Source organism: Pseudofrankia coriaricola (assembly GCF_032027725.1).
Lineage (GTDB): Bacteria > Actinomycetota > Actinomycetes > Frankiales > Frankiaceae > Pseudofrankia.
This window is the reverse complement of the sequence record NZ_JASNFO010000021.1, coordinates 182,915-200,519: the sequence shown is the minus strand read 5'-3', so window position 1 is coordinate 200,519 and position 17,605 is coordinate 182,915. Positions and strand designations below refer to the sequence as shown.

At 73.3% G+C, this 17,605-nt stretch carries 13 protein-coding genes and 1 tRNA gene; 9 read left to right on the top strand and 5 right to left on the bottom strand.

Annotation, left to right across the window (positions count from 1 at the left end):
• Positions 1-42: 42 nt before the first annotated feature.
• Positions 43-897: a DUF72 domain-containing protein gene (locus QOZ89_RS13260; RefSeq protein WP_312623907.1), complete on the bottom strand. Its 855-nt coding sequence runs from the start codon at positions 895-897 to the stop codon at positions 43-45.
• An 11-nt stretch (positions 898-908) separates the two neighbouring features.
• Positions 909-2,150 (bottom strand): helix-turn-helix domain-containing protein, encoded by a 1,242-nt coding sequence (locus QOZ89_RS13255; protein WP_312623906.1) that lies wholly within the window; start codon positions 2,148-2,150, stop codon positions 909-911.
• Between the two features lie 446 nt (positions 2,151-2,596).
• On the opposite strand from QOZ89_RS13255, the gene QOZ89_RS13250 reads away from it, so the two are divergent.
• Entirely contained in the window at positions 2,597-3,304 is a 708-nt protein-coding gene (locus QOZ89_RS13250; protein WP_241842088.1) for a hypothetical protein, read from the top strand.
• Between the two features lie 51 nt (positions 3,305-3,355).
• Here QOZ89_RS13250 and QOZ89_RS13245 read toward each other — a convergent pair.
• Positions 3,356-3,428 (bottom strand) — tRNA-Arg (locus tag QOZ89_RS13245).
• A gap of 438 nt (positions 3,429-3,866) precedes the next feature.
• Complete coding sequence (locus QOZ89_RS13240; RefSeq protein ID WP_071051788.1) at positions 3,867-4,748, bottom strand: aldo/keto reductase; 882 nt, start codon at positions 4,746-4,748, stop codon at positions 3,867-3,869.
• Positions 4,749-5,280: 532 nt separating this feature from the next.
• Here QOZ89_RS13240 and ssb point away from each other — a divergent pair.
• From ssb to QOZ89_RS13220, 4 genes are all read left to right on the top strand, one after another.
• Complete coding sequence (gene ssb, locus QOZ89_RS13235) at positions 5,281-5,922, top strand: single-stranded DNA-binding protein (RefSeq protein WP_083419423.1); 642 nt, start codon at positions 5,281-5,283, stop codon at positions 5,920-5,922.
• A gap of 271 nt (positions 5,923-6,193) precedes the next feature.
• Entirely contained in the window at positions 6,194-8,494 is a 2,301-nt protein-coding gene (locus tag QOZ89_RS13230) for a DUF7846 domain-containing protein (protein WP_241842089.1), read from the top strand.
• A gap of 190 nt (positions 8,495-8,684) precedes the next feature.
• Complete coding sequence (locus QOZ89_RS13225) at positions 8,685-9,125, top strand: NUDIX domain-containing protein (RefSeq protein WP_071051708.1); 441 nt, start codon at positions 8,685-8,687, stop codon at positions 9,123-9,125.
• 31 nt (positions 9,126-9,156) lie between these two features.
• Positions 9,157-10,185: a tellurite resistance TerB family protein gene (locus QOZ89_RS13220; protein ID WP_071051709.1), complete on the top strand. Its 1,029-nt coding sequence runs from the start codon at positions 9,157-9,159 to the stop codon at positions 10,183-10,185.
• Positions 10,186-10,210: 25 nt separating this feature from the next.
• Here QOZ89_RS13220 and QOZ89_RS13215 read toward each other — a convergent pair whose 3' ends face one another.
• The gene (locus QOZ89_RS13215; protein WP_071051789.1) at positions 10,211-11,269 is read right to left on the bottom strand and encodes an LLM class F420-dependent oxidoreductase; all 1,059 of its coding nucleotides are present in this window, start codon (positions 11,267-11,269) and stop codon (positions 10,211-10,213) included.
• A 543-nt stretch (positions 11,270-11,812) separates the two neighbouring features.
• On the opposite strand from QOZ89_RS13215, the gene QOZ89_RS13210 reads away from it, so the two are divergent.
• The 4 genes from QOZ89_RS13210 (at position 11,813) to QOZ89_RS13195 (ending at position 17,263) form a co-directional block, all read left to right on the top strand.
• Positions 11,813-12,394: a DUF4232 domain-containing protein gene (locus QOZ89_RS13210; protein ID WP_071051711.1), complete on the top strand. Its 582-nt coding sequence runs from the start codon at positions 11,813-11,815 to the stop codon at positions 12,392-12,394.
• A 742-nt stretch (positions 12,395-13,136) separates the two neighbouring features.
• Positions 13,137-14,369: a toxic anion resistance protein gene (locus QOZ89_RS13205; RefSeq protein WP_071051712.1), complete on the top strand. Its 1,233-nt coding sequence runs from the start codon at positions 13,137-13,139 to the stop codon at positions 14,367-14,369.
• Positions 14,370-14,488: 119 nt separating this feature from the next.
• A complete protein-coding gene (locus QOZ89_RS13200; protein ID WP_071051713.1) occupies positions 14,489-15,019 on the top strand; it encodes a hypothetical protein in 531 nt (176 codons plus the stop codon).
• A gap of 210 nt (positions 15,020-15,229) precedes the next feature.
• Positions 15,230-17,263 (top strand): TerD family protein, encoded by a 2,034-nt coding sequence (locus QOZ89_RS13195; RefSeq protein ID WP_312623905.1) that lies wholly within the window; start codon positions 15,230-15,232, stop codon positions 17,261-17,263.
• Positions 17,264-17,605 lie beyond the last annotated feature (342 nt).

Here is a 17,605-nt window from a genome sequence, read left to right as displayed (position 1 = left end):
GGTTGCGGCGGCGGGTGGCGGCGGGATGGTGACGGCGGGCCTTCAGAACAGCGTCTGGGGCTCCGCCGGCAGGAGCTCCCGCGGCAGCGGGTCGAGATCGGGCACGCGGGCCCGGACGTCCTCATGGAAACGGCGGGCGAGCAGCGGCGCCTCGGCGTTGTCCGGGGTGTGGACGAAGACGGTCGGTGAGCGGCCCTCACGCAGCCACTCGACGACGATGTCGACCCACCGTTGCCAGCCCTCGACCGTCCGCGCGGAATCGTCGCGGCCAAGGTAGCGGACGATCGGCCGGTCGGTCAGCGCGACCGGCCGGAACGGCACGCGGGGCTTCTTGGCCCAGGCGTCCCGCTCGGCGTCGCTGGCGGGAGGGCTCGCGAAGAACGTGGTGGTGTCAAAGGGGATCCATTCGGCGTCGACGGTCGCGAGCACTTCCTCGAGAAGCCGCGCCGCGCGCGGGTCGTCGAAGAAGGCCGGGTGGCGGACCTCGACGGCGTACCGGTGGGACGTGGTGAGCCGGCCGAGGAAGCGGGCGAGCAGGGAGACATCTGCTGGCCCGAACGCCCCCGGCAACTGGATCCAGAGGGTGTGCGCCCGGGGGCCGAGCGGCTCGACGGCGTCCAGGAAGGCGTGCAGCGGCTCATCGACGTCGGTGAGGCAGCGCTCGTGCGTGATCAGCTTGGGCAGCTTGGGCAGGAAACGGAAGCCGGGGTCGGTCTGGCGTGCCCAGGACTCGGCGGTGTCCCTGCTCGGCGTCGCGTAGAACGTCGTGTTCCCCTCGACGGCGTTACACCAGCTGGCATAGTGCCGCAGGCGCTCGTGCGCCGGCAGAGGATGGGCAAGGAAACGCCCCTGCCACGACCTGTGGGTCCACATCGCGCACCCCACGTGTATTCGCATGCCCCCGCCTGTCACTCGGGGTGGGACGGGACGACGGCGTAGCCGAGCATGCGGACGTCCCAGTGCGCGAGGTCGGCTTCGCCGAGGCCGCCGAGCTGACCGGCTGATCGGAGAAAGGGCAGGACCTTCGCCGCGCCCACAAGGATGACGTAGACGCGGGTCGTGATTCCCCCGTATCCGCCGTAGCCCAGGTTGTACGGCTGGACCGTGAAGCAGTTCTGGTCGCTCGGCACCAACTCGTCGCCGGGATAGAACCGGCCGTTGCCCGGATTGTGGGCGGCAGTCGAGTCGGTCGTGGCGGGGTCGGCCCAGGCGGCCAGGACCAGCCGCCAACCGTCCGGCACCGGCCCGCTGAGCCGACCACCGACAGCCAACGACGGATGCCAGGACGGATAATAGGTGTGGCGCATCTCGGTGAGACGCACACCGGCGACCTCGGCGCCAGGCTGAGCCACGACGTCTGCCTGGGTCTGCAACGGCAGGAGATAGCAGCCCCGGGGCGCGGACGCCGCTTCATCGGATGTTGGGCTCATGTCGGCGCGCGGCGGGCCCGGGCCGCCGACCGGTCCGGCCCCACCCGGGGGCTGGCCTCCGGGTCCGCCGCCCGGCCCCGTGGTCGGTCCCTCGCCGCCGCGTACCGCGAAAAAGGTGATCAGAGTCGCGATGGTGCTCGCCACCAGCGCCGTGCCGACCGCCAGGGAGACCATCCGCCCAGGAACGGTCCGCGACCGTTCCGGCCGCGTTGGCCGTGCCGCGTCCCGGCCCGTCACGGCGGCGGCCAGGCGGTCGCTTCGCGCGGGGATTCGTCTCGAATCCCTGGGCCTGCCCGCGCTCGTACCCACCTCCGTGGCCGCGACCATGTTCAGAGCCGCGTCCACATGCGCTGCCAGGTCCGCATCCGCATCGGAGCCGGAGTCCTCGAGACGGGGATCCAGGTCGGTTTCGGGGCCGTCGTCGTCGGCGACCGAGAGCCGGTCGGATCGGGCGGGCCGTGGGCGGACCCGCCGCCAGGCCGAGAGCCACGCCTCCCGTCGGCGCGGGTCGTAGGCCTCCACGATCAGGGTGAGGGTCTTGGCGGTCAACCGTCTGCGCCCGTTGCGCAGGTCGTTGACCGTCGTCTTGGACAGCCCGGTCCGTCGCTCCACGGCACGGTCGTAGGAGTCGCCCAGCAGGCCGAGCATGGCGACACGCAGTTCGTCCTCGGTCGAGACCGACGCTGGGTCGGGCACCGGCTCCATCCCCGGCTCCGTCATCAGGTCGCGCTCCTTCGCGTCATGTCCGACCGGCGTGCCCTCGGCGGGCGTGGTCTCGCGCTCGCCGGCCGGTTGCCGTGCGTACACCAGACCGGCACAGGGAATGCCTGTCGGGGTGATTCTTCCAGCCCGGCCGGCGAAACAGGACGGGACGGGACAGCCAGGACGCCGTGTTGCCCAGAGAGGCGTTGCCGCAGCGTGCCGGGCCGATAACCTCGGGTCGCGGCACGGGGGGCCGGCGGTGGCCGGTCACCGCCCCCGGAGATCTGCCGGGGCCGGTGACCGGCCATGCCTGCCAGACCACTCCCCGCCCCTGCGGCGCCGGACGGCCCCGCCAGGTGGTCGGGCTGGGCCCGGTCGCCCTTGTGCCGAGCTGACGCCGAAGCCGGGCCATCATGTCCTCTGCTGGGAGCCGCACCCTCGCGCGGACCCGGCCGGGAGGCTTCGTGAACCAGAGCACCGGTGTCGACGACACCTTCGTGCGCACTCGCACCGCCCTGCACGCCGTCGCCGAACACGTGCTGGCCGCCGCGCGCCACCGCGCCACCGGCCGTATCGGCCTGGCCGTCACTCCGGGCGGGTTCGGTACACCGCCGTTCGGCGACGAACGCAGGACCATCGCCGTCGACGGCACGGACCTGGTGGTCAGCGTGGGTCCGGGCGACGGGGCGTCCGGCGTGGAGGTGACGCGGGCTCCGCTGCGTACGTTGGCGGCCGCCGCGACGCTCGCCGGGCTACCCGCGCCCGGCGGCCCCGCCGAGGTCTACCACCTGAACACGTCCTGCGACCCGGATGCGCCGCTGGCTGTCGACGTGGACGCGGCCCGCCTGCTTGCCGACTGGTACGCACTCGGTGACGCGGCGCTGCGCCGGTGGCGGGCCGAGATCCCCGGCGACGAGCCGAGCGGTGTCACGCTGTGGCCCGAGCACGCCGACGTCGCCATCCGCGCCGCTGACATCAACTACGGCGCCTCACCGGGCGACGAATACATCGCGCAGCCCTACCTCTACGTCGGCCCGCCGGCGCCACCGCCGACCTCTCCGGACGGGTTCTGGAACGCATCCTTCGGGGCCTACCTCACCTGGGACAAGGTCCACTCGGTCGCCGACGCCGTCGACTTCTTTCGCCAGGGCCGCCGGCTCGCCCGCGGCTGACGGTCTACCTTGATCAGGGGATGTCCAGAGGCGCCGCAAGGCAAGGGTCTGCGCGCCCGGCAGGGATCGAACCTGCGACCCAGTGCTTAGAAGGCACTCGCTCTATCCGCTGAGCTACGGGCGCTCTGCTTCCATTGTGCGGCCTGGTGTTGGCCGCGCGGTGGGACGAGACGGCCCGCGTCGTCGACAGCGCGGCGTGTCCGGCCGCTGAGGCGCGGCCGATGACGGCTGTCGGGAAGGACGAAGGCGGTCAGAGCGTCAGCTCCGATCTCCCTCGCGCGGGCCACGCCGATAATGCCCGTGCCGGGAGCCTTTCGCCACAGGCTAAAGGTCCCGACGCGCCGTTGGTGGGGCGATATCGGTCACCACATCACGCTTCACCGTGTCCGGGACCTCGGGTTGGAACGCCTCTCCGACCCCGTCAGGGCACTCGGTCTCGTTCTTGGCGGGCAGCCAAGGCATGACCCACCGGACCCGCCGGCTTCCGGCGAGGACTCGGGACACGACTCGGTGGGATCCTCCGGCCTGACGCACGGAGGATCCCACCGTGACGGAGTCCCTGTCAGCGGCCGGCGGCCTCCAGCGCCGCGAACTCGTCGTCGGTGAGGGTGAGGCCGGCCGCGGCGATGTTCTCCTCGAGGTGGTCGACGGACTTGGTGCCAGGAATCGGGAGCATCACCGGCGAGCGGCGCAGCAGCCAGGCGAGGGCGAGCTGGGCGGGCGTCGCGTTGTGGGCCGCCGCCGCGGCGTCCAGCGGGCCGCCCGGCCGGGCGAGCCTGCCGGTGCCCACCGGGAACCACGGAATGAAGCCAAGCCCTTCCCGCTCCGCGTAGTCGAGGACGTCCTCGGAGGCGCGGTCGGCCAGGTTGTAGCGGTTCTGCACGCTCACGATGTCGACGATCGTGCGGGCGTGCGCGAGCTGGTCGACGCTCACCTCGGACAGGCCGATATGGCGGATCTTCCCTTCCTGCTGCATCGCCTTCAGCTCGCCGAGGGAGTCCTCGGCGGGGGTGTCCGGGTCGATGCGGTGCAGCTGGAGCAGGTCGATGCGCTCCAGCTTCAGCCGGCGCAGCGACATTTCCACCTCCTGGCGCAGGTACGCCGGGTGGCCGACCGGGACCCACACGGACGGACCGGTCCTGACGAAGCCGGCCTTGGTGGCGATCACCAGGTCGTCCGGGTACGGATAGAGCGCCTCGGCGATCAGCTCCTCGCTCACGTACGGCCCGTACGAGTCCGCGGTGTCAATGAAGTTCACACCCAGCTCGACGGCGTGCCGCAGTACCCGGATGGCACCCTCCGGGTCGGCCGGCGGGCCCCATACACCGGGCCCGGTGATCTGCATGGCGCCGTAGCCGAGCCGGCGCACCGGCAGGTCGCCTCCGATCGTGAAGGTCCCGCTGGCGCTGGCCGTCGGCTGTGCCGTGCCCGTCGCACTCGACATGTTCGTCTCCTCGTCGTCCCTGTAGGTCGTGCTCGCGGCCCGCGCCCCGTGGCCTCCCACGGCCCCTGCCAGGCACCTGGTTACGCCGGCCGCCGCGGAACCACCGCGATGGCCTGTCACCGGCCATGGCGGCGCGGGACCGGGGAGCGCGGGCTCAGCTGCCGGCGGCTGGGCCGCACCGCCCGGGCTCGCCGCCGGCCTCCCGCCGGCTCGCGCCACCCGCCGGCGTCGGCCAGTTCACGCCTGACCGGTGCCCGCTGCCCGTCCTGGTCTTTGTTCCGGGCCGTCCGTCGCTGGCAACCGCGCCCCAGCGGGCAGTGTTCCCAGCACCACGAGATCATTCACAGGCCCCTGGCCAGCCTGTGGACGGGGCGCCCTCATCCACAGGCAGCGCCTGCGCGCTTCTCACCTCGGCGGTCGGCGGCGATCCTGATGGTGCCGCCGGCGACCCGCCGGCCCGCGCTCCCGACCTCCGTCAGCGCACGTCAGCCGCTCCCACCAGCCCAGCGGCCCCATGCCCCGGAAGGCCAGCATGCTCGACGCCACCATCAGCCTCGTCGGCAACGTCATCGAGAACCCCAACCTGAAGGTGACTCCCAACGGCACCTACCTCTGTTCCTTCCGCATCGCCTCGACGGCGCGTCGCTATGACCGCAAGGAGAACCGCTGGGTCGACGGATCGTCGCTGTTCATCGAGGTCACCTGTTGGCGCAGGCTGGCTGAGAACGTCGCCGCCAGCCTGAACAAGGGCGACCGTGCGCTGATCATCGGCCGGCTCCGGCTGCGCGAGTTCGACAACGCGCAGGGCGAGCGGCGCCGACGCTACGAGATCGAGGCGGACGCCATCGGCCCCGAGCTTGCCTGGCGCCCCGCCCGCGTCATGCGCGCGAGCCGCGGCGGCGCCGGCGAGCGCCCTGCCGGCCAGACCGGTGTCCCTCCCGGCACCGCCGTCGAGACCGGTCCGGTCGCCAACGGCGAGTACGGCGACGATGCGCAGGCCGGGCCGGCCTCGCCGCTCGACGAGACCACGCCCTGGGCAGACGGTGACCTCGACGGAGATTCCTTCACCCACGCCGGCGCGGCACCGGCCGACGAGCTCCCCGGCGGGGTCCTCGGCGAGGTCCGGCCCGACTGGTCTGACACCGCTGACTCTGACACCGCCGACGTGCGCTGAGCCTGAGCAGGCCGCTCTGACGCCACCGGCCGCGTCCGCCTTCTACCCGGTGTCCCGCCAACGGGGCATCGTGCGCCGGCCGCCGATGGACACGGCGCCTCGATACACGACCCGCGGGGCAAGGCACCGCGAGGTGTGGCCCGACTGTGGCATGGGCTGTGGTGGCGAAAAACGCCTGCGTGACCCCATAGTTCATGCCCCGAGCCCATGGCCGGACGGCGGCGCCACGTCGGCGGTCGTGGGGCGCGCCCCGGGGGAGTGGATGTGACCGATGGTGCCGTACCTCGATCTAGAGCGGTCCCCCTCGACGGATACGCTCACCCCGGTGACCAGCGTGCGCGACGACCGGGAACGGCCAGCCGCCGCGGCCGCCGTTCCCGGCCAGGCAGCGGCACCTCGAACGACCGTCCCCCCGGCCGGGGACGCCGACGGCGGCCCCGACGCCCCCCCACCCCAGCCCGGCGCTCTCCTGCCCGCGCCCGAGGGCCGCGAGCCGGCGCCCCAGCCCCCGACGCGGGCCACGGCCAGCCCAGGCCGGCGCGCGCTGGCCGCCGTCGCCGGGCGCCTCGCCGCCGTCAGTCCGGCAGGGCGCTACGTGGCGGTGCTCGCCTTCGTCGCGGCCGCGCTCGCGCTGGTGGTCAAGTACCTGCTGTTCCCCTACCTGTCGATCAACAACGACGAGGCGCTGTACCGGCTACAGGCGCAGACCCTGGCCGCCGGCAGGCTGTTCCCGGTCGCCGGTGACCCAGCCACCTCCTACGCGCCCTGGCTCGCGGTGCCCAGCCACGGGCACTACGTGCTGAAGTACACCCCGTTCGTGCCGGCGCTGTTCGCGTTGAGCCTGCTCGTCACCGGCGGCTTCGGCCTGGGGCTCGCGGCCGTCGCCGCCGCCGCCGTCGCCGTCACCTACCGCCTCGGGCTCGCGCTGTTCGGCGACCGGCGGGTCGCCGCCGTGGCGGCGACGCTGTTCACCGCGTCCCCGCTGGTGGTGCTGCTCGACGGCATGCTGCTGGCCTACCTCCCGGTGCTGGTGATGGTCGAGCTGGCGGTGCTCGGCCTGCTGCGAGGCCTGCGCGCGGGCGGGGCCACGCCTGTCGACGGGGGCGGCCCAGGCGGCCTGTCGGGCGGCCGGGGCGGCTGGCGGGACGGGAGCCGGTGGGCGCTGGTCGGTGCCGGCGTCGCGGCGGGGACCGCGGTGGCGGTGCGGCCGTTCGACGTGCTGACACTGCTGGCGCCGCTGGCGGGCTGGGCGGTGGTGACGGCGCGTGGCCGGCGGGCCTGGCTGATCGGATGGGTGTGTGCGGGCCTGGCGGCGCCGGCCGGGCTGCTGCTCGCGTTCAACGCCGCCGCGACCGGCTCGGCGCTGCGGCTACCGTTCAGCTACCTGGAGTCCGAGGACAAGATGGGCTTCGGGGTACGCCGGCTCTACCCGACGGACCGGGCCCACCATTTCGGCTTCCTCGACGGGCTTGCCTCGGTTGGCGACCACCTGTTCCTGCTGGGAGGGTGGGCGTGCGGCGGGGTCGTCCTGCTGGCGTGCGCGATCGGCGCGGTCGCACGCCGCCGGGTCGGCGGCGCCGGGCTCGCGCTCGGCGCCGGTGTGCTGGTGTTCCTCGGCGGCTATGTCGCGTTCTGGGGCGCGTGGAACGCTGCCTACCTGTGGGGCGGTATCCGCTACATCGGGCCGTTCTACATGCTTCCGGTGCTGGCCGTGCTCGTCCAGCTCGGGGCCCGCGGCCTGGTGGACCTGGCTGCCTGGCGGCCCCGGCTCGCCCAGGCCGCGGTGGCCGTCGCCGCGGGGCTCACCTGCCTGGTGCTGGCCACGGCGATTCCGGCCAACCTGACACTCACCCGCCACGACCGCGACCTCGACGCGGCGATCGACGGGCTGCCCGGCGACCCGTTGGTGTTCCTGTCGGTCGACCCGCTGTACCTGATGCACCCGACGTCGCTCGCCGCGAACCCGCCCGAGCTCGACGGCCGGGTGCTGTGGGCCGTCACCCGCGGCGGCACCGCGGACCTCGCGGTCCTCGCCCAGCACCCGGCCCGGCCCGCCTACCTGCTGCGGATCCCACCCGCCTACAACCGGACGCCCGGCTCCCCGTCCGGGACCCGCCTGGAGCGGCTGGCCACGCGCACCGGCGATGCCGTCACGCTGGACGTGACCGTCGACCCGGCGTACGAGCCGGCAAAGGCGGCACGCCTCGTCCTCACCACCAACGCCGGGGACGTCTCCTACCCGATCGACCCGTCCCGCCCGGTCACCGCCCGGCTCGTCGTGGACGCCGACGGCGCGACGCTGCGCGGCCTGACCCCGGCGACCGGCCTCGCCGGCGACCCGAAGGTCACCCGCGAGGCTCCGGCCCGGCAGCTCAAGCCAGGCAACCGGACCCTGGCGCTCGCGCTCTACGTAACCCCGGCGGACACCGGCAAGGAACAGTTCGTCGACCGCCAGCTGGCCCCGACCGTCGCCGCCGCCGACGGAGACGTCACCGTCGTCGCGTCCACCGGCCAGGTCACCGCCGCCCCCGGCCGCGAGCCGCCTCAGCTCCACCTGACCGCGCCCCACTGACCGACCACACCGGTTGTCCCCGCTTACCTGCCCGGCCTCGCGGCCGGTGACAATATGGTCGTCCACGGAGCTTTCGGCGCCTAGCATGGGCACGCACGGTGCATCGACGGCTTGTTCTCGTGACTGCTCGCCCACCGCCGTCCCCTGTCGTGGCCTCGTCGTTGTCGCCCCTCATCGTCACGGAGTGCGGATGGCCCTCGCCCGGTCCGAGATCGACGCCCGGCTGCTCGTCCTGTACGAGAACCGGGTCCTGCTGGCGAGCCATCGTGGGCAGGCGTGGTACTTCCTGCCCGGCGGGCGGGTGCGGCCCGGCGAGACCGTCGAGGACGCGCTGCGCCGCGAGATCGACAGCCAGGCCGGCCTGGACGTGGGCGCGTTCGACTTCGTCGGCTGCATCGAGCAGGCCTACACCGAGGACAGCGTCGCCATCCACGCGCTGACCACGGTGTTCACCGCGCCGCTACCGTGGGCTGCCCAGATCATCAGCAACGACCCGGGCGTACACCTGGCCTCCATCGCGATCGAAGACCTTGCCGACCTGGAACTACGGCCGGCCCCTCTCAAGGACATGATCCAGCGTTGGGCCGCGGGACGTCCGCCTCTCTGGCGCACCACCCTGCCCACCGTCTGACCGGCGCCTGCCACGACCGAAGGGATCTGGAATGGCCGTGCTTCCCGCCATCCGGCTCGACGCGCGGATGGTCGCGCGGACAGCCGGCCGGGTGCTGCTGACCAGGGAACCGGGGCAGCTCTGGCACGCGCTGCCGGGCGGCCCGGTGGACCCCGACGAGGGCACCCAACGCTCGCTCACGCAGCACCTCGGCGAGCTCGCCGGCCCCCTCACCAGCGCGCGGGCGCGCGATGGCGTCGGAATCGCCGTGACCGGAGCCTCGCCGGGACCATCGGCGGCCAGGTTCCGGGCCTCGGCACCGACCTGGCGATTCGTCGGAGCCGTCGAGCACACCGGGGACGCGGGCGACGCCCGCGACGCGGATCCGGCCGACGAGTCCTGGGCGCATGGGACACCCGGAACGGAGCATGTCCTCACCCTGCTCTTCGCGGCCGACTGGCCGGAAGGCGTGGCGGTGCCCTCGTCGTGGCGAGGCCGCGAGGTCAGCGCCGTCCGGCCCGACGACCTGGTGGTGACACGGCTCGCCCCGCTGCCGGTCGCCTGGGCCACGCGTCGCTGGCTCGCCCAGGGCTATCCGGTGTGGCGGTCGCTCGCGCCCGGCGCGGCCCGCGCCGCCTGGTACGGCTCCCAGCCGCCGGTGGCGACGCTGCGCGGCCAGCTCGCCGCCCGCCGCGACCAGCTGAGGGGCCGGCGGTTCCGGGACGCGGCGGTGGCGATATGCGCCCTGGTGGCCGCCGCCGACGGCCGGATCGACCCGGCCGAGCGCGACGGCCTGCGGGCCTTCCTCGCGACCGACCCGGTCATGGCGAACTTTCCGGCGGACGAGCTGGAGCAGGCCTTCGACGCGCATGTGGCGGCGCTGGCGGCCGACGCCGACACGGGCAGACGCGCGATCCTCGCCGACGTCGGCAGGGTCCGCGGGCGTCCCGCCGAAGCCACGGCGGTGCTGCGGCTCGGCGAGGTGATCGGCCGCATCGACGGCGCCTTCCCCCCGGTCGAGCAGGCCGTGCTCGCCGAAGCCGCCCAGGCGCTCGGCCTCGATCCCGCCCCGACCGTCTGATCGCACCCGGCTCGGCGGCGGCCGGTCAGGGCACCTGGGCCGCCTCGGCCGTGAGAGCGGCCGGAGCGATCCTGGCTCCGGGGAGGGCCTGGATGGCGGCGATGGTCTCCCGCGTCTGGTCGGGAGTGAAGGACGCCGGCGGGGAAAGGGTGATCCGGGTGGCGAGGCCGCCGAACCGCTCGGCGACGCGCGCGGGCAGCTCGGCGGGCGCGGCGACGATGCCGAACGCGTCGACCATGTCGTCGTCGATGAGGGTGGCCATCTCCGCCCAGCGGTTCTGCTTCGACAGCGCCGTCAGCTCGGCGCCGAGGTCACCCCAGCCGTGCAGCTCGAGCACGCCGCGGTACGCCGGGGTCGAGCCGTAGAACGCTATCTGCGAGCGCATCCGGGCGACGCCCGCGGCGACCTCCGCGTCGGTGCCGGTCGCGACGAAGCCGCCGACCACGATGTCGAAGCCGTCGAAGGTCGCCCCGGCGCGGCGGCGGCCCTCGGCGAGCGCGGGGATCGTGTGCTCCCGGATCCAGCGCGGGGTCGTGAACCAGTGGCAGAAGAAGCCGTCCGCGACCTCGCCAGCCACCCGGGTCATCACGTCGCCGACGCCGGCGAGCAGGACCCGCGGCGGGCCGAACGCGTGCGGCGTGGGCACGAACGCCGGCGGCATCAACGTGTGCGCGTAGTACTCGCCCTCGAACGCGAGCGGTGTGCCGTCCGCCCAGCTCGACCAGACCGCCCGCATGGCCAGCACGAACTCCCGCATCTGGGCGGCGGGGCGGCCCCACGGCATCGAGAACCGGCGGGTTATGTGCGCCTTGACCTGCGAGCCGAGGCCCAGGGAGAACCGGCCCCCGGAGAACCGCTGCAGGTCGTTCGCCGTGTAGGCGAGCGACATGGGGGACCGGGACAACGCGACGGCGATCGACGTACCCACCGTGACGCGGCCGGTCGCCTGGGCCGCGAGCGCGAGCGGCAGGAACGGGTCCTGGCTGACCTCGCCCGTCCAGACGCCGTCGTAGCCCGCCGCCTCGGCGTCGCCCGCCTGCCCCGCCGCGACCTCCAGCGCCCCGAGCGTGCCGTCGACCTTCACCCCGCCACCCCTCACAGACCCGGCTGAGACCCCACGTCCGCCGGGCGGGGCGAGGGGAGAGCCGATACCCGGCGGCCGTGGCGAGCGCCGCGCCCCAGGTGGGGCGGTGCCGCCGACGTCGCGTCTCCCCATGCCGCCCCAAGAATGCCGTTCCGGCGGGATGGGGACACGATTCCACGTCAGGTGGACGTGGCGCCACCAGCGGACCGACGGCGAGGAAGGCCGCCTCCAGCCGCTCGCCGCTCGCCGCTCGGCGCTCGGCGCCGCGGGTCGCGGGTCGCGGCCGGCCAGACGTCGGTCGGTCCGGCTGCCACCCACCACGGGTGCCGGCGGCGGGACCGGATCGGCACCGCCGAACTCACCCGGTGAAGGGGGATTGGCAACGTGTTTGTCGATGGGTAGTCACTCTCCGTGTTCCGGAGTGGAGTCGGTAGGGCAGGACCCCTGGCGCAGGCGGACTCGGTCTACCGAGCCATCTGATCGGACGTGAACTCCGGGCCGCGACGTCGAAAGGCGCTGCGACCGTCGCGAAGGGGGATCGCCATGCGAAGGATCAGTCGGGCCGTCGTTGCCGCTGCCGTCTCGGCCAGCGTCGTCGGTGCCACGGCCGTCGGTGCGTCGGCGACCGGGTCGGCAGGCCCGCGGCCCGTCCCGTCGATGAGCGGACCGCCAAGCCCGCAGCCCGCACCCTCGACGCAGCGCTGGTTCCCGCCCTGCCGGTCGTCCCAGCTGCGCCCGGCCATCGTGGGAGGAGAGGGCGCCGCGGGCAGCACGTACGTGACGCTCTCCTACACGAACATCGGACGGCATCGCTGCGTGGTGAAGGGCTATCCGCATGTGGTGTTCGTCAACGCGCGCGGATCGCGGATCGGCGCGCCGGCGGCGTGGATGGCGGGCACCGTCAAGCCGGTGACGCTCGCCCCCGGTGGTAAGGCGAAGTTCGTCGTTCGCGAGGTCCACGCCGGAATTCCGGCCGGCTGCGACACGGCGAAGACCTACACGCCCGCGGCCGGCCTGAGGATCTCTCCGCCCACCGGCGGCTGGCCGCGGTTCGTGAAGCTGGCCGACAACGCCTGCATCAACCCGAAGGTGCAGCAGCTCTACGTCGGACCGATCACCAGCTGACGGCGTGACCTGACGACGTGACCTGACGGCCACCTGACCTGACGGCCACGGCACTGGGCCCGGGCGGACACCGCGTAGGCGGCCACCCGGGCCCAGTGCCGTGCCGGCCAGGGCGACCGACGGGCCAGGTGCGACCGACGGGCCAGATGCCGCGTGCGGGTTCTCGTCGACCACGCGTCGGCGGCCAGCGGGCCGGCGCGTGGCCTGGCGGCGCCGTCCGGGACCGGCCCTCGCGACGACCTTCCCCCGCCCACCGGGCTCGACGATCCTGAGGAACGTCCAGCCGGCGAGGTCGTCGCACGGACCGTCCCCTTGGCGGGCACGTCCTTCATCAGCTTCCACACGTCAACAGAAATACCCGTGCCAACCTGTGCGATCGTTCTCCGGTAAACGCTGCCTGCATCGGCGGAGAACCTCGGGGGACGTTACTTCGCCTGCCGGGCCGATGGTGCCGGGTCGTCGGGCGGCGAGGAACCGCAGGTGGCGACCACCCTGCGTCAGGCCGCGCCGACGTCATGCGTCCAGACGCGTCCGGGTGCCCCCGCGCTGGTAACCGTCCCGCGGGATGTCTTCCGGGCCCCGGGAGCGGGGCAATCCGTCCAATCCGTCCGTACTGTCCTTTAGCCGACCATCGCGCGGCGGCCGATCTGTTAGATAAGTCGGCGTAGCCTCAAGGAGGCTGGATACCCCGGGATCTCGGCCTGGGTCGGGCGATCGGGTTTGCGGTGCGGAGAGGACCGACATGTCGGATTCGCTGAACCTGGGTGCGCCCCTGGCGCCGCCTGCCGTCGTGACGACGAAGCCCCCGGAGGCCGGCGCCCTCGTGCTCTCGCCCCCGGCGCCCGTCCCGGTCGTCCCGGACGACCAGGTCGACAGCATGGTGCCGATCGACGAGGCGACCAGGGCCCAGCTGCGCCAGCGGGCCGCCGCCTTCGCCGAGGACCTCGCCGCGCAGGACCCGCGCAGCCCAGTCTTCCAGGAGAAGATCAACGACATCGCCCGCATGGGGGAGCGGGAGATCGTCGCGAGCGCTCGGGTGTCCAACCGGATGCTGGACCGCCCGGCGGCGGCAATGCGCGCGAGCCGCGGCCGGGGCGGGCCGGCGGCCGATGCCCAGACGAGGGTGGCCGGCACGCTTGTCGAGCTGCGCCGCACCGTCACCGACCTGGACCCTGGCCGGGCCGACCTGAAGGGTGCCCGCAAGATTCTCGGCGTCGTGCCGTTCGGTAACAAGATCGCCAGCTATTTCCAGCGGTACCAGTCGGCGCAGAAACAGCTCGACGCCATCATCACCTCCCTGGGCTCAGGCCAGGACGAGCTGCGCAAGGACAACGCCGCGATCGAGCAGGAGAAGGCCAACCTGTGGGCGGCGATGGGCAAGCTCACCGAGTACGCCACCCTCGCGAAGGCGCTGGACGGCGCGGTCTCGGCCAAGGTCGAGCAGCTGCGGTACACCGACCCCGCCGCGGCCGACGCGTTCACCTCGGATGCGCTGTTCCCCATCCGCCAGCGCCAGCAGGACCTGCTCACCCAGCTCGCCGTCAGTGTCCAGGGCTACCTCGCGCTCGACCTGGTGCGCAAGAACAACATCGAGCTCATCAAGGGCGTCGACCGGGCCCAGACGACCACGGTGGCCGCGCTGCGCACGGCGGTGATCGTCGCGCAGGCGCTGGCGAACCAGAAGCTGGTGCTTGACCAGATCAACGCGCTGAACGCGACGACGAACAACATGATCGTGCAGACCAGCGAGCTTCTGCGCCAGCAGTCGGGGCAGATCCAGGCACAGGCGTCGTCGTCCATGGTCAGCGTCGAGGCACTGCAGACCGCGTTCGACAACATCTTCGCGACGATGGACGAAATCGACTCCTACCGCTCGAAGGCGGTCGAAAGCATGGCGACGACGGTCGCGGCGCTGGAGACCCAGGTAGGACGATCGAAGACGTACCTGGAGCGGGCCCGCGCGAACGAGCGTTGATCAGGTCCTGGCCGGTCGGCGCCGGTGGGCGCGGACCCGGGGCGCGGGCCCGGCGCCGGTACGCGGTTGGCGCGGGCCGTTCGTTGCCCTGGTAGCGAGTGGTAGCGACAGGAGGAGCGTTGTTCCGCCGACGCCGTGCAGACGACGCTGCCGGAGAGGCCGACCCGGAGGCCAGGCGGGCCGACGGCGCGGATGGCCCGCGGCAGGACGAGGCCGGGAACACCGGCCAGGTGGGGCAGCTGTGGCGGGAGCTCGCCACGATCGTCGGGCAGGCGAACGCGGACGGTGGGCGGCTGCCGCCGGGGGTGGTTCCGATCGTGCGCGACCTCGACGACGCGCTTCGGCCGTTGCTGGAGTACCTGCGGGTCCGGCCGCCGAACGGCGAGGAGCTGCGGAGCCTCACAGCGATCATCTCCGAGTACCTGCCCCAGGCGCTCAAGGACTACCTGGCGCTGCCGCCGCGGTACGCCGAACGCCCCGGCGTCACTGGCACGTCCCCGGCCGACGACCTGATCCGCCAGCTGGTCCTGCTCGACGAGGGCGTGAGCGAGCTGCAGGATCTCGTCTACAGCGGCGACGCCGCGAAGCTCGCGATCCAGGCTCGCTTCCTGGACACCAAGTTTCGCCGATCCGACCTCGACCTGGAGTGACCCGACCTGGAGTGACACGACCTGGAGTGACACGACCTGGACCGACTGACACGATCGGGCCCACGCGAACCAGCCGTTCGGAACCGGCTTGACCTGGGCCAAGCGGCCCACCTGACCTGACCGGGACGTTGACGACCACCTCATGACCATCACCGCCATCACCGCCACCACCGCCGCCGTGGCCACCGCCAGTGGCCCGACCCGCGCCGCATGAGCGTCACCCTGCCCAAGGGCGGCAACGTGCTGCTGTCCGCCGTGGCACCTGGCATCGAGCGACTCCGCGTCGCGCTCGGTTGGGACGTCCCGCCAGCCGGTCCCGCCGCCGGTGCCGCTGGCTTCGCGGCCACGCCTGAGCTGGACGGCGTTGTGAGCGTTGTGAGCGTCAGCCGTGGGGGGGCTGGCGAGTCCGCGACGTCCACCGAGGTGCTTCTCGCTCACCAGGTGCCGAACCCGACCGAAGGGCCAGCCACGCCGCACGCTCCGCCGCGCACCGGGGCCCGCGACGTCGAGACGATCGTCGTCACGTTGGCCGCCGTTCCGGCCGAGGTGGGCCGGCTGCAGATCGGCGCGGTGATCGTCGACGCGCCCAGCCGCGCGCAGGCCTTCGGGTCGGTACGCGGTGCGTACATCCGCGTGCTCAACGACGCGGACGGCGTCGAGCTCGCCCGCTACGACGCGCGGGCGGAGACCGGGCAGGAGACCGCCCTCGTCTTCGGTGAGCTCTACCGCCACCCGGCGGGCTGGAAGTTCCGAGCCGTCGGCCAGGGCTACGCCCAGGGCCTCGCCGGGTTCACCGACGGGGACGGGCACGACCCGGTGCCCGCCCGCCCCGCCGACGTCGTCGGTTTCCTCACCCGCACGTCGCCCACCCGGTCGCGGCGCAAGGTCGTCGACCATCTGCACCCGCCGCGCGCCGCGGCGGGGGTGGCACGCCCGGGGGCATCACCGCCGCCCGCGGGTGGCCAGCCCGCGGCGCCCTCCCGGCCGGCACAGCGGAGTCCGGCGCCGTCCCGGCCGCCGGTCACACCACGATCGCCCGCGGCTCCCACCCGCCCGTCGCCGCCGGGCCCGACCACGCCGCCAAGGCCACCCGCCACACCGCCAAGGCCACCCGCCGCGCCGTCTCGGCCGGTGCCTCCCGCGCCGATGCCGCCGGCGCCACCCGCGCCACCCGCGCCGGCGAGACCCGCGGCGCGTTCGCCACTCGACCTGAGCGGTGACTCCCACGAGCCGCCGGCACGCGTAGCGGCGCCGCCGCCCACCGCGGCGGCCTCGCCGACGCCAGGGAAGCCGACCGGGGCGCGCTCTCCCCTGGACCTGGACGACCACGACGGCGCGCCCGCCGCTCCCGCCGCCCCGCGGGCGGGGCGCTCGCCGCTCGACCTCGATGCCGACGAGTCGCCCGGCGCCGCGCCGCGCCACCTGGCGCCGCCGCCCGCCGCGCCACCCGGCGCAGTGGCTCCCAGCACCGCGTCTCCCAGCACCGCGTCTCCCAGCACCGCGTCTCCCGGCACTGCGTCTCCCAGCACCGTGTCTGCGTCCGCGCCGGCTCGGCCCGCGGACGGGGCGGCCGGTGACGCTGGTCGCCGGCCGGCCGGCCCGGCGCTCTTCGGCGAACGGTCGTCGCGGTACCGGCAGCGTCTGGAGCACGTCACCGAGCTGGACGACGACCATCCGGCCACCGCCTGGACCGCCGAAAAGCGCGGCTCCGGCTCGATGACGATCACGCTGACCTGGGCTCCGTTGACCACCAGGACCGGGCTGCCGCGGCCGAGCGACCTGTACCTCGGCTGCCTCTGGCAGGCGCTCGACGGGTCGGCCGGAGTCCTGCAGACGCTCGGCGGCGCGACGAGCGCCCCCGGCCGCGGCGCGGGCCGGCAGGTCCTGGCGCTTGCTCCCCGCGACGAGCACGAAGGGCAGAAGATCTTCGTCGACCTGCGGGCGCTGGAGACGTTCAAGCGCTTCTTCGTCTTCGCCTACGGCCTGCGCAGCGCCCCGCAGTGGAATCTGCTGCGCGGGGAGCTCACGGTCGGCGCGCGCACAGGCGAGCACCTCGACATCCCTCTCGGAGACGCCCCGCCGACCGCGCGGACCTGCGTCATCGCTTCGTTCCACGTGGCGCAGGACGACCTAGTAATCCGCCGCGAGAACGCGTTCTTCGACGGCACCCAGGCCGAGGCCGCCGCCCACTACGGCTGGGCGCTTCCCTGGAACCCCGACGGCATGACCATCCGCGACCGCTAGGAGGTGTATGGCGCAGTGTCGGCGAGGACGCCGGACAGCGCGACGGGCACGGACGCGCCGGGCAGCAGGCTGTAGAGCTCGGCAACGGTCGGCCGGGCCTTCGGTCCTTGCGCATGGCCGCGTCGAACTCGTCGAGCAGCGCGACGTTCTGCGCGTTCGCCCGGTCGGGGATCTGGCAGACGGTCTGGCTCGAAGACACGCCGCCGTGCCATGTCTCCCGGCTCACCTCACCCGGCTCCACATCCGTTACCAGGCGGACGCATGACCGACGGTCTGTAGATGCGCAACGTTAACCTTCGGCTCGGAATGTGAGGACGTCCAGCCGGTACGAGCAAGGAACGG

What these genes read in the sequence shown, in the direction of transcription:
- QOZ89_RS13260 (WP_312623907.1), bottom strand. Translation starts at nt 897, where the DNA reads ATGCGAATACACGTGGGGTGCGCGATGTGGACCCACAGGTCGTGGCAG.
- QOZ89_RS13255 (WP_312623906.1), bottom strand. Translation starts at nt 2,150, where the DNA reads ATGACGGAGCCGGGGATGGAGCCGGTGCCCGACCCAGCGTCGGTCTCG.
- QOZ89_RS13240 (WP_071051788.1), bottom strand. Translation starts at nt 4,748, where the DNA reads ATGTCGAGTGCGACGGGCACGGCACAGCCGACGGCCAGCGCCAGCGGG.
- ssb (WP_083419423.1), top strand. Translation starts at nt 5,281, where the DNA reads ATGCTCGACGCCACCATCAGCCTCGTCGGCAACGTCATCGAGAACCCC.
- QOZ89_RS13230 (WP_241842089.1), top strand. Translation starts at nt 6,194, where the DNA reads ATGGTGCCGTACCTCGATCTAGAGCGGTCCCCCTCGACGGATACGCTC.
- QOZ89_RS13225 (WP_071051708.1), top strand. Translation starts at nt 8,685, where the DNA reads ATGGCCCTCGCCCGGTCCGAGATCGACGCCCGGCTGCTCGTCCTGTAC.
- QOZ89_RS13220 (WP_071051709.1), top strand. Translation starts at nt 9,157, where the DNA reads ATGGCCGTGCTTCCCGCCATCCGGCTCGACGCGCGGATGGTCGCGCGG.
- QOZ89_RS13210 (WP_071051711.1), top strand. Translation starts at nt 11,813, where the DNA reads ATGCGAAGGATCAGTCGGGCCGTCGTTGCCGCTGCCGTCTCGGCCAGC.
- QOZ89_RS13205 (WP_071051712.1), top strand. Translation starts at nt 13,137, where the DNA reads ATGTCGGATTCGCTGAACCTGGGTGCGCCCCTGGCGCCGCCTGCCGTC.
- QOZ89_RS13195 (WP_312623905.1), top strand. Translation starts at nt 15,230, where the DNA reads ATGAGCGTCACCCTGCCCAAGGGCGGCAACGTGCTGCTGTCCGCCGTG.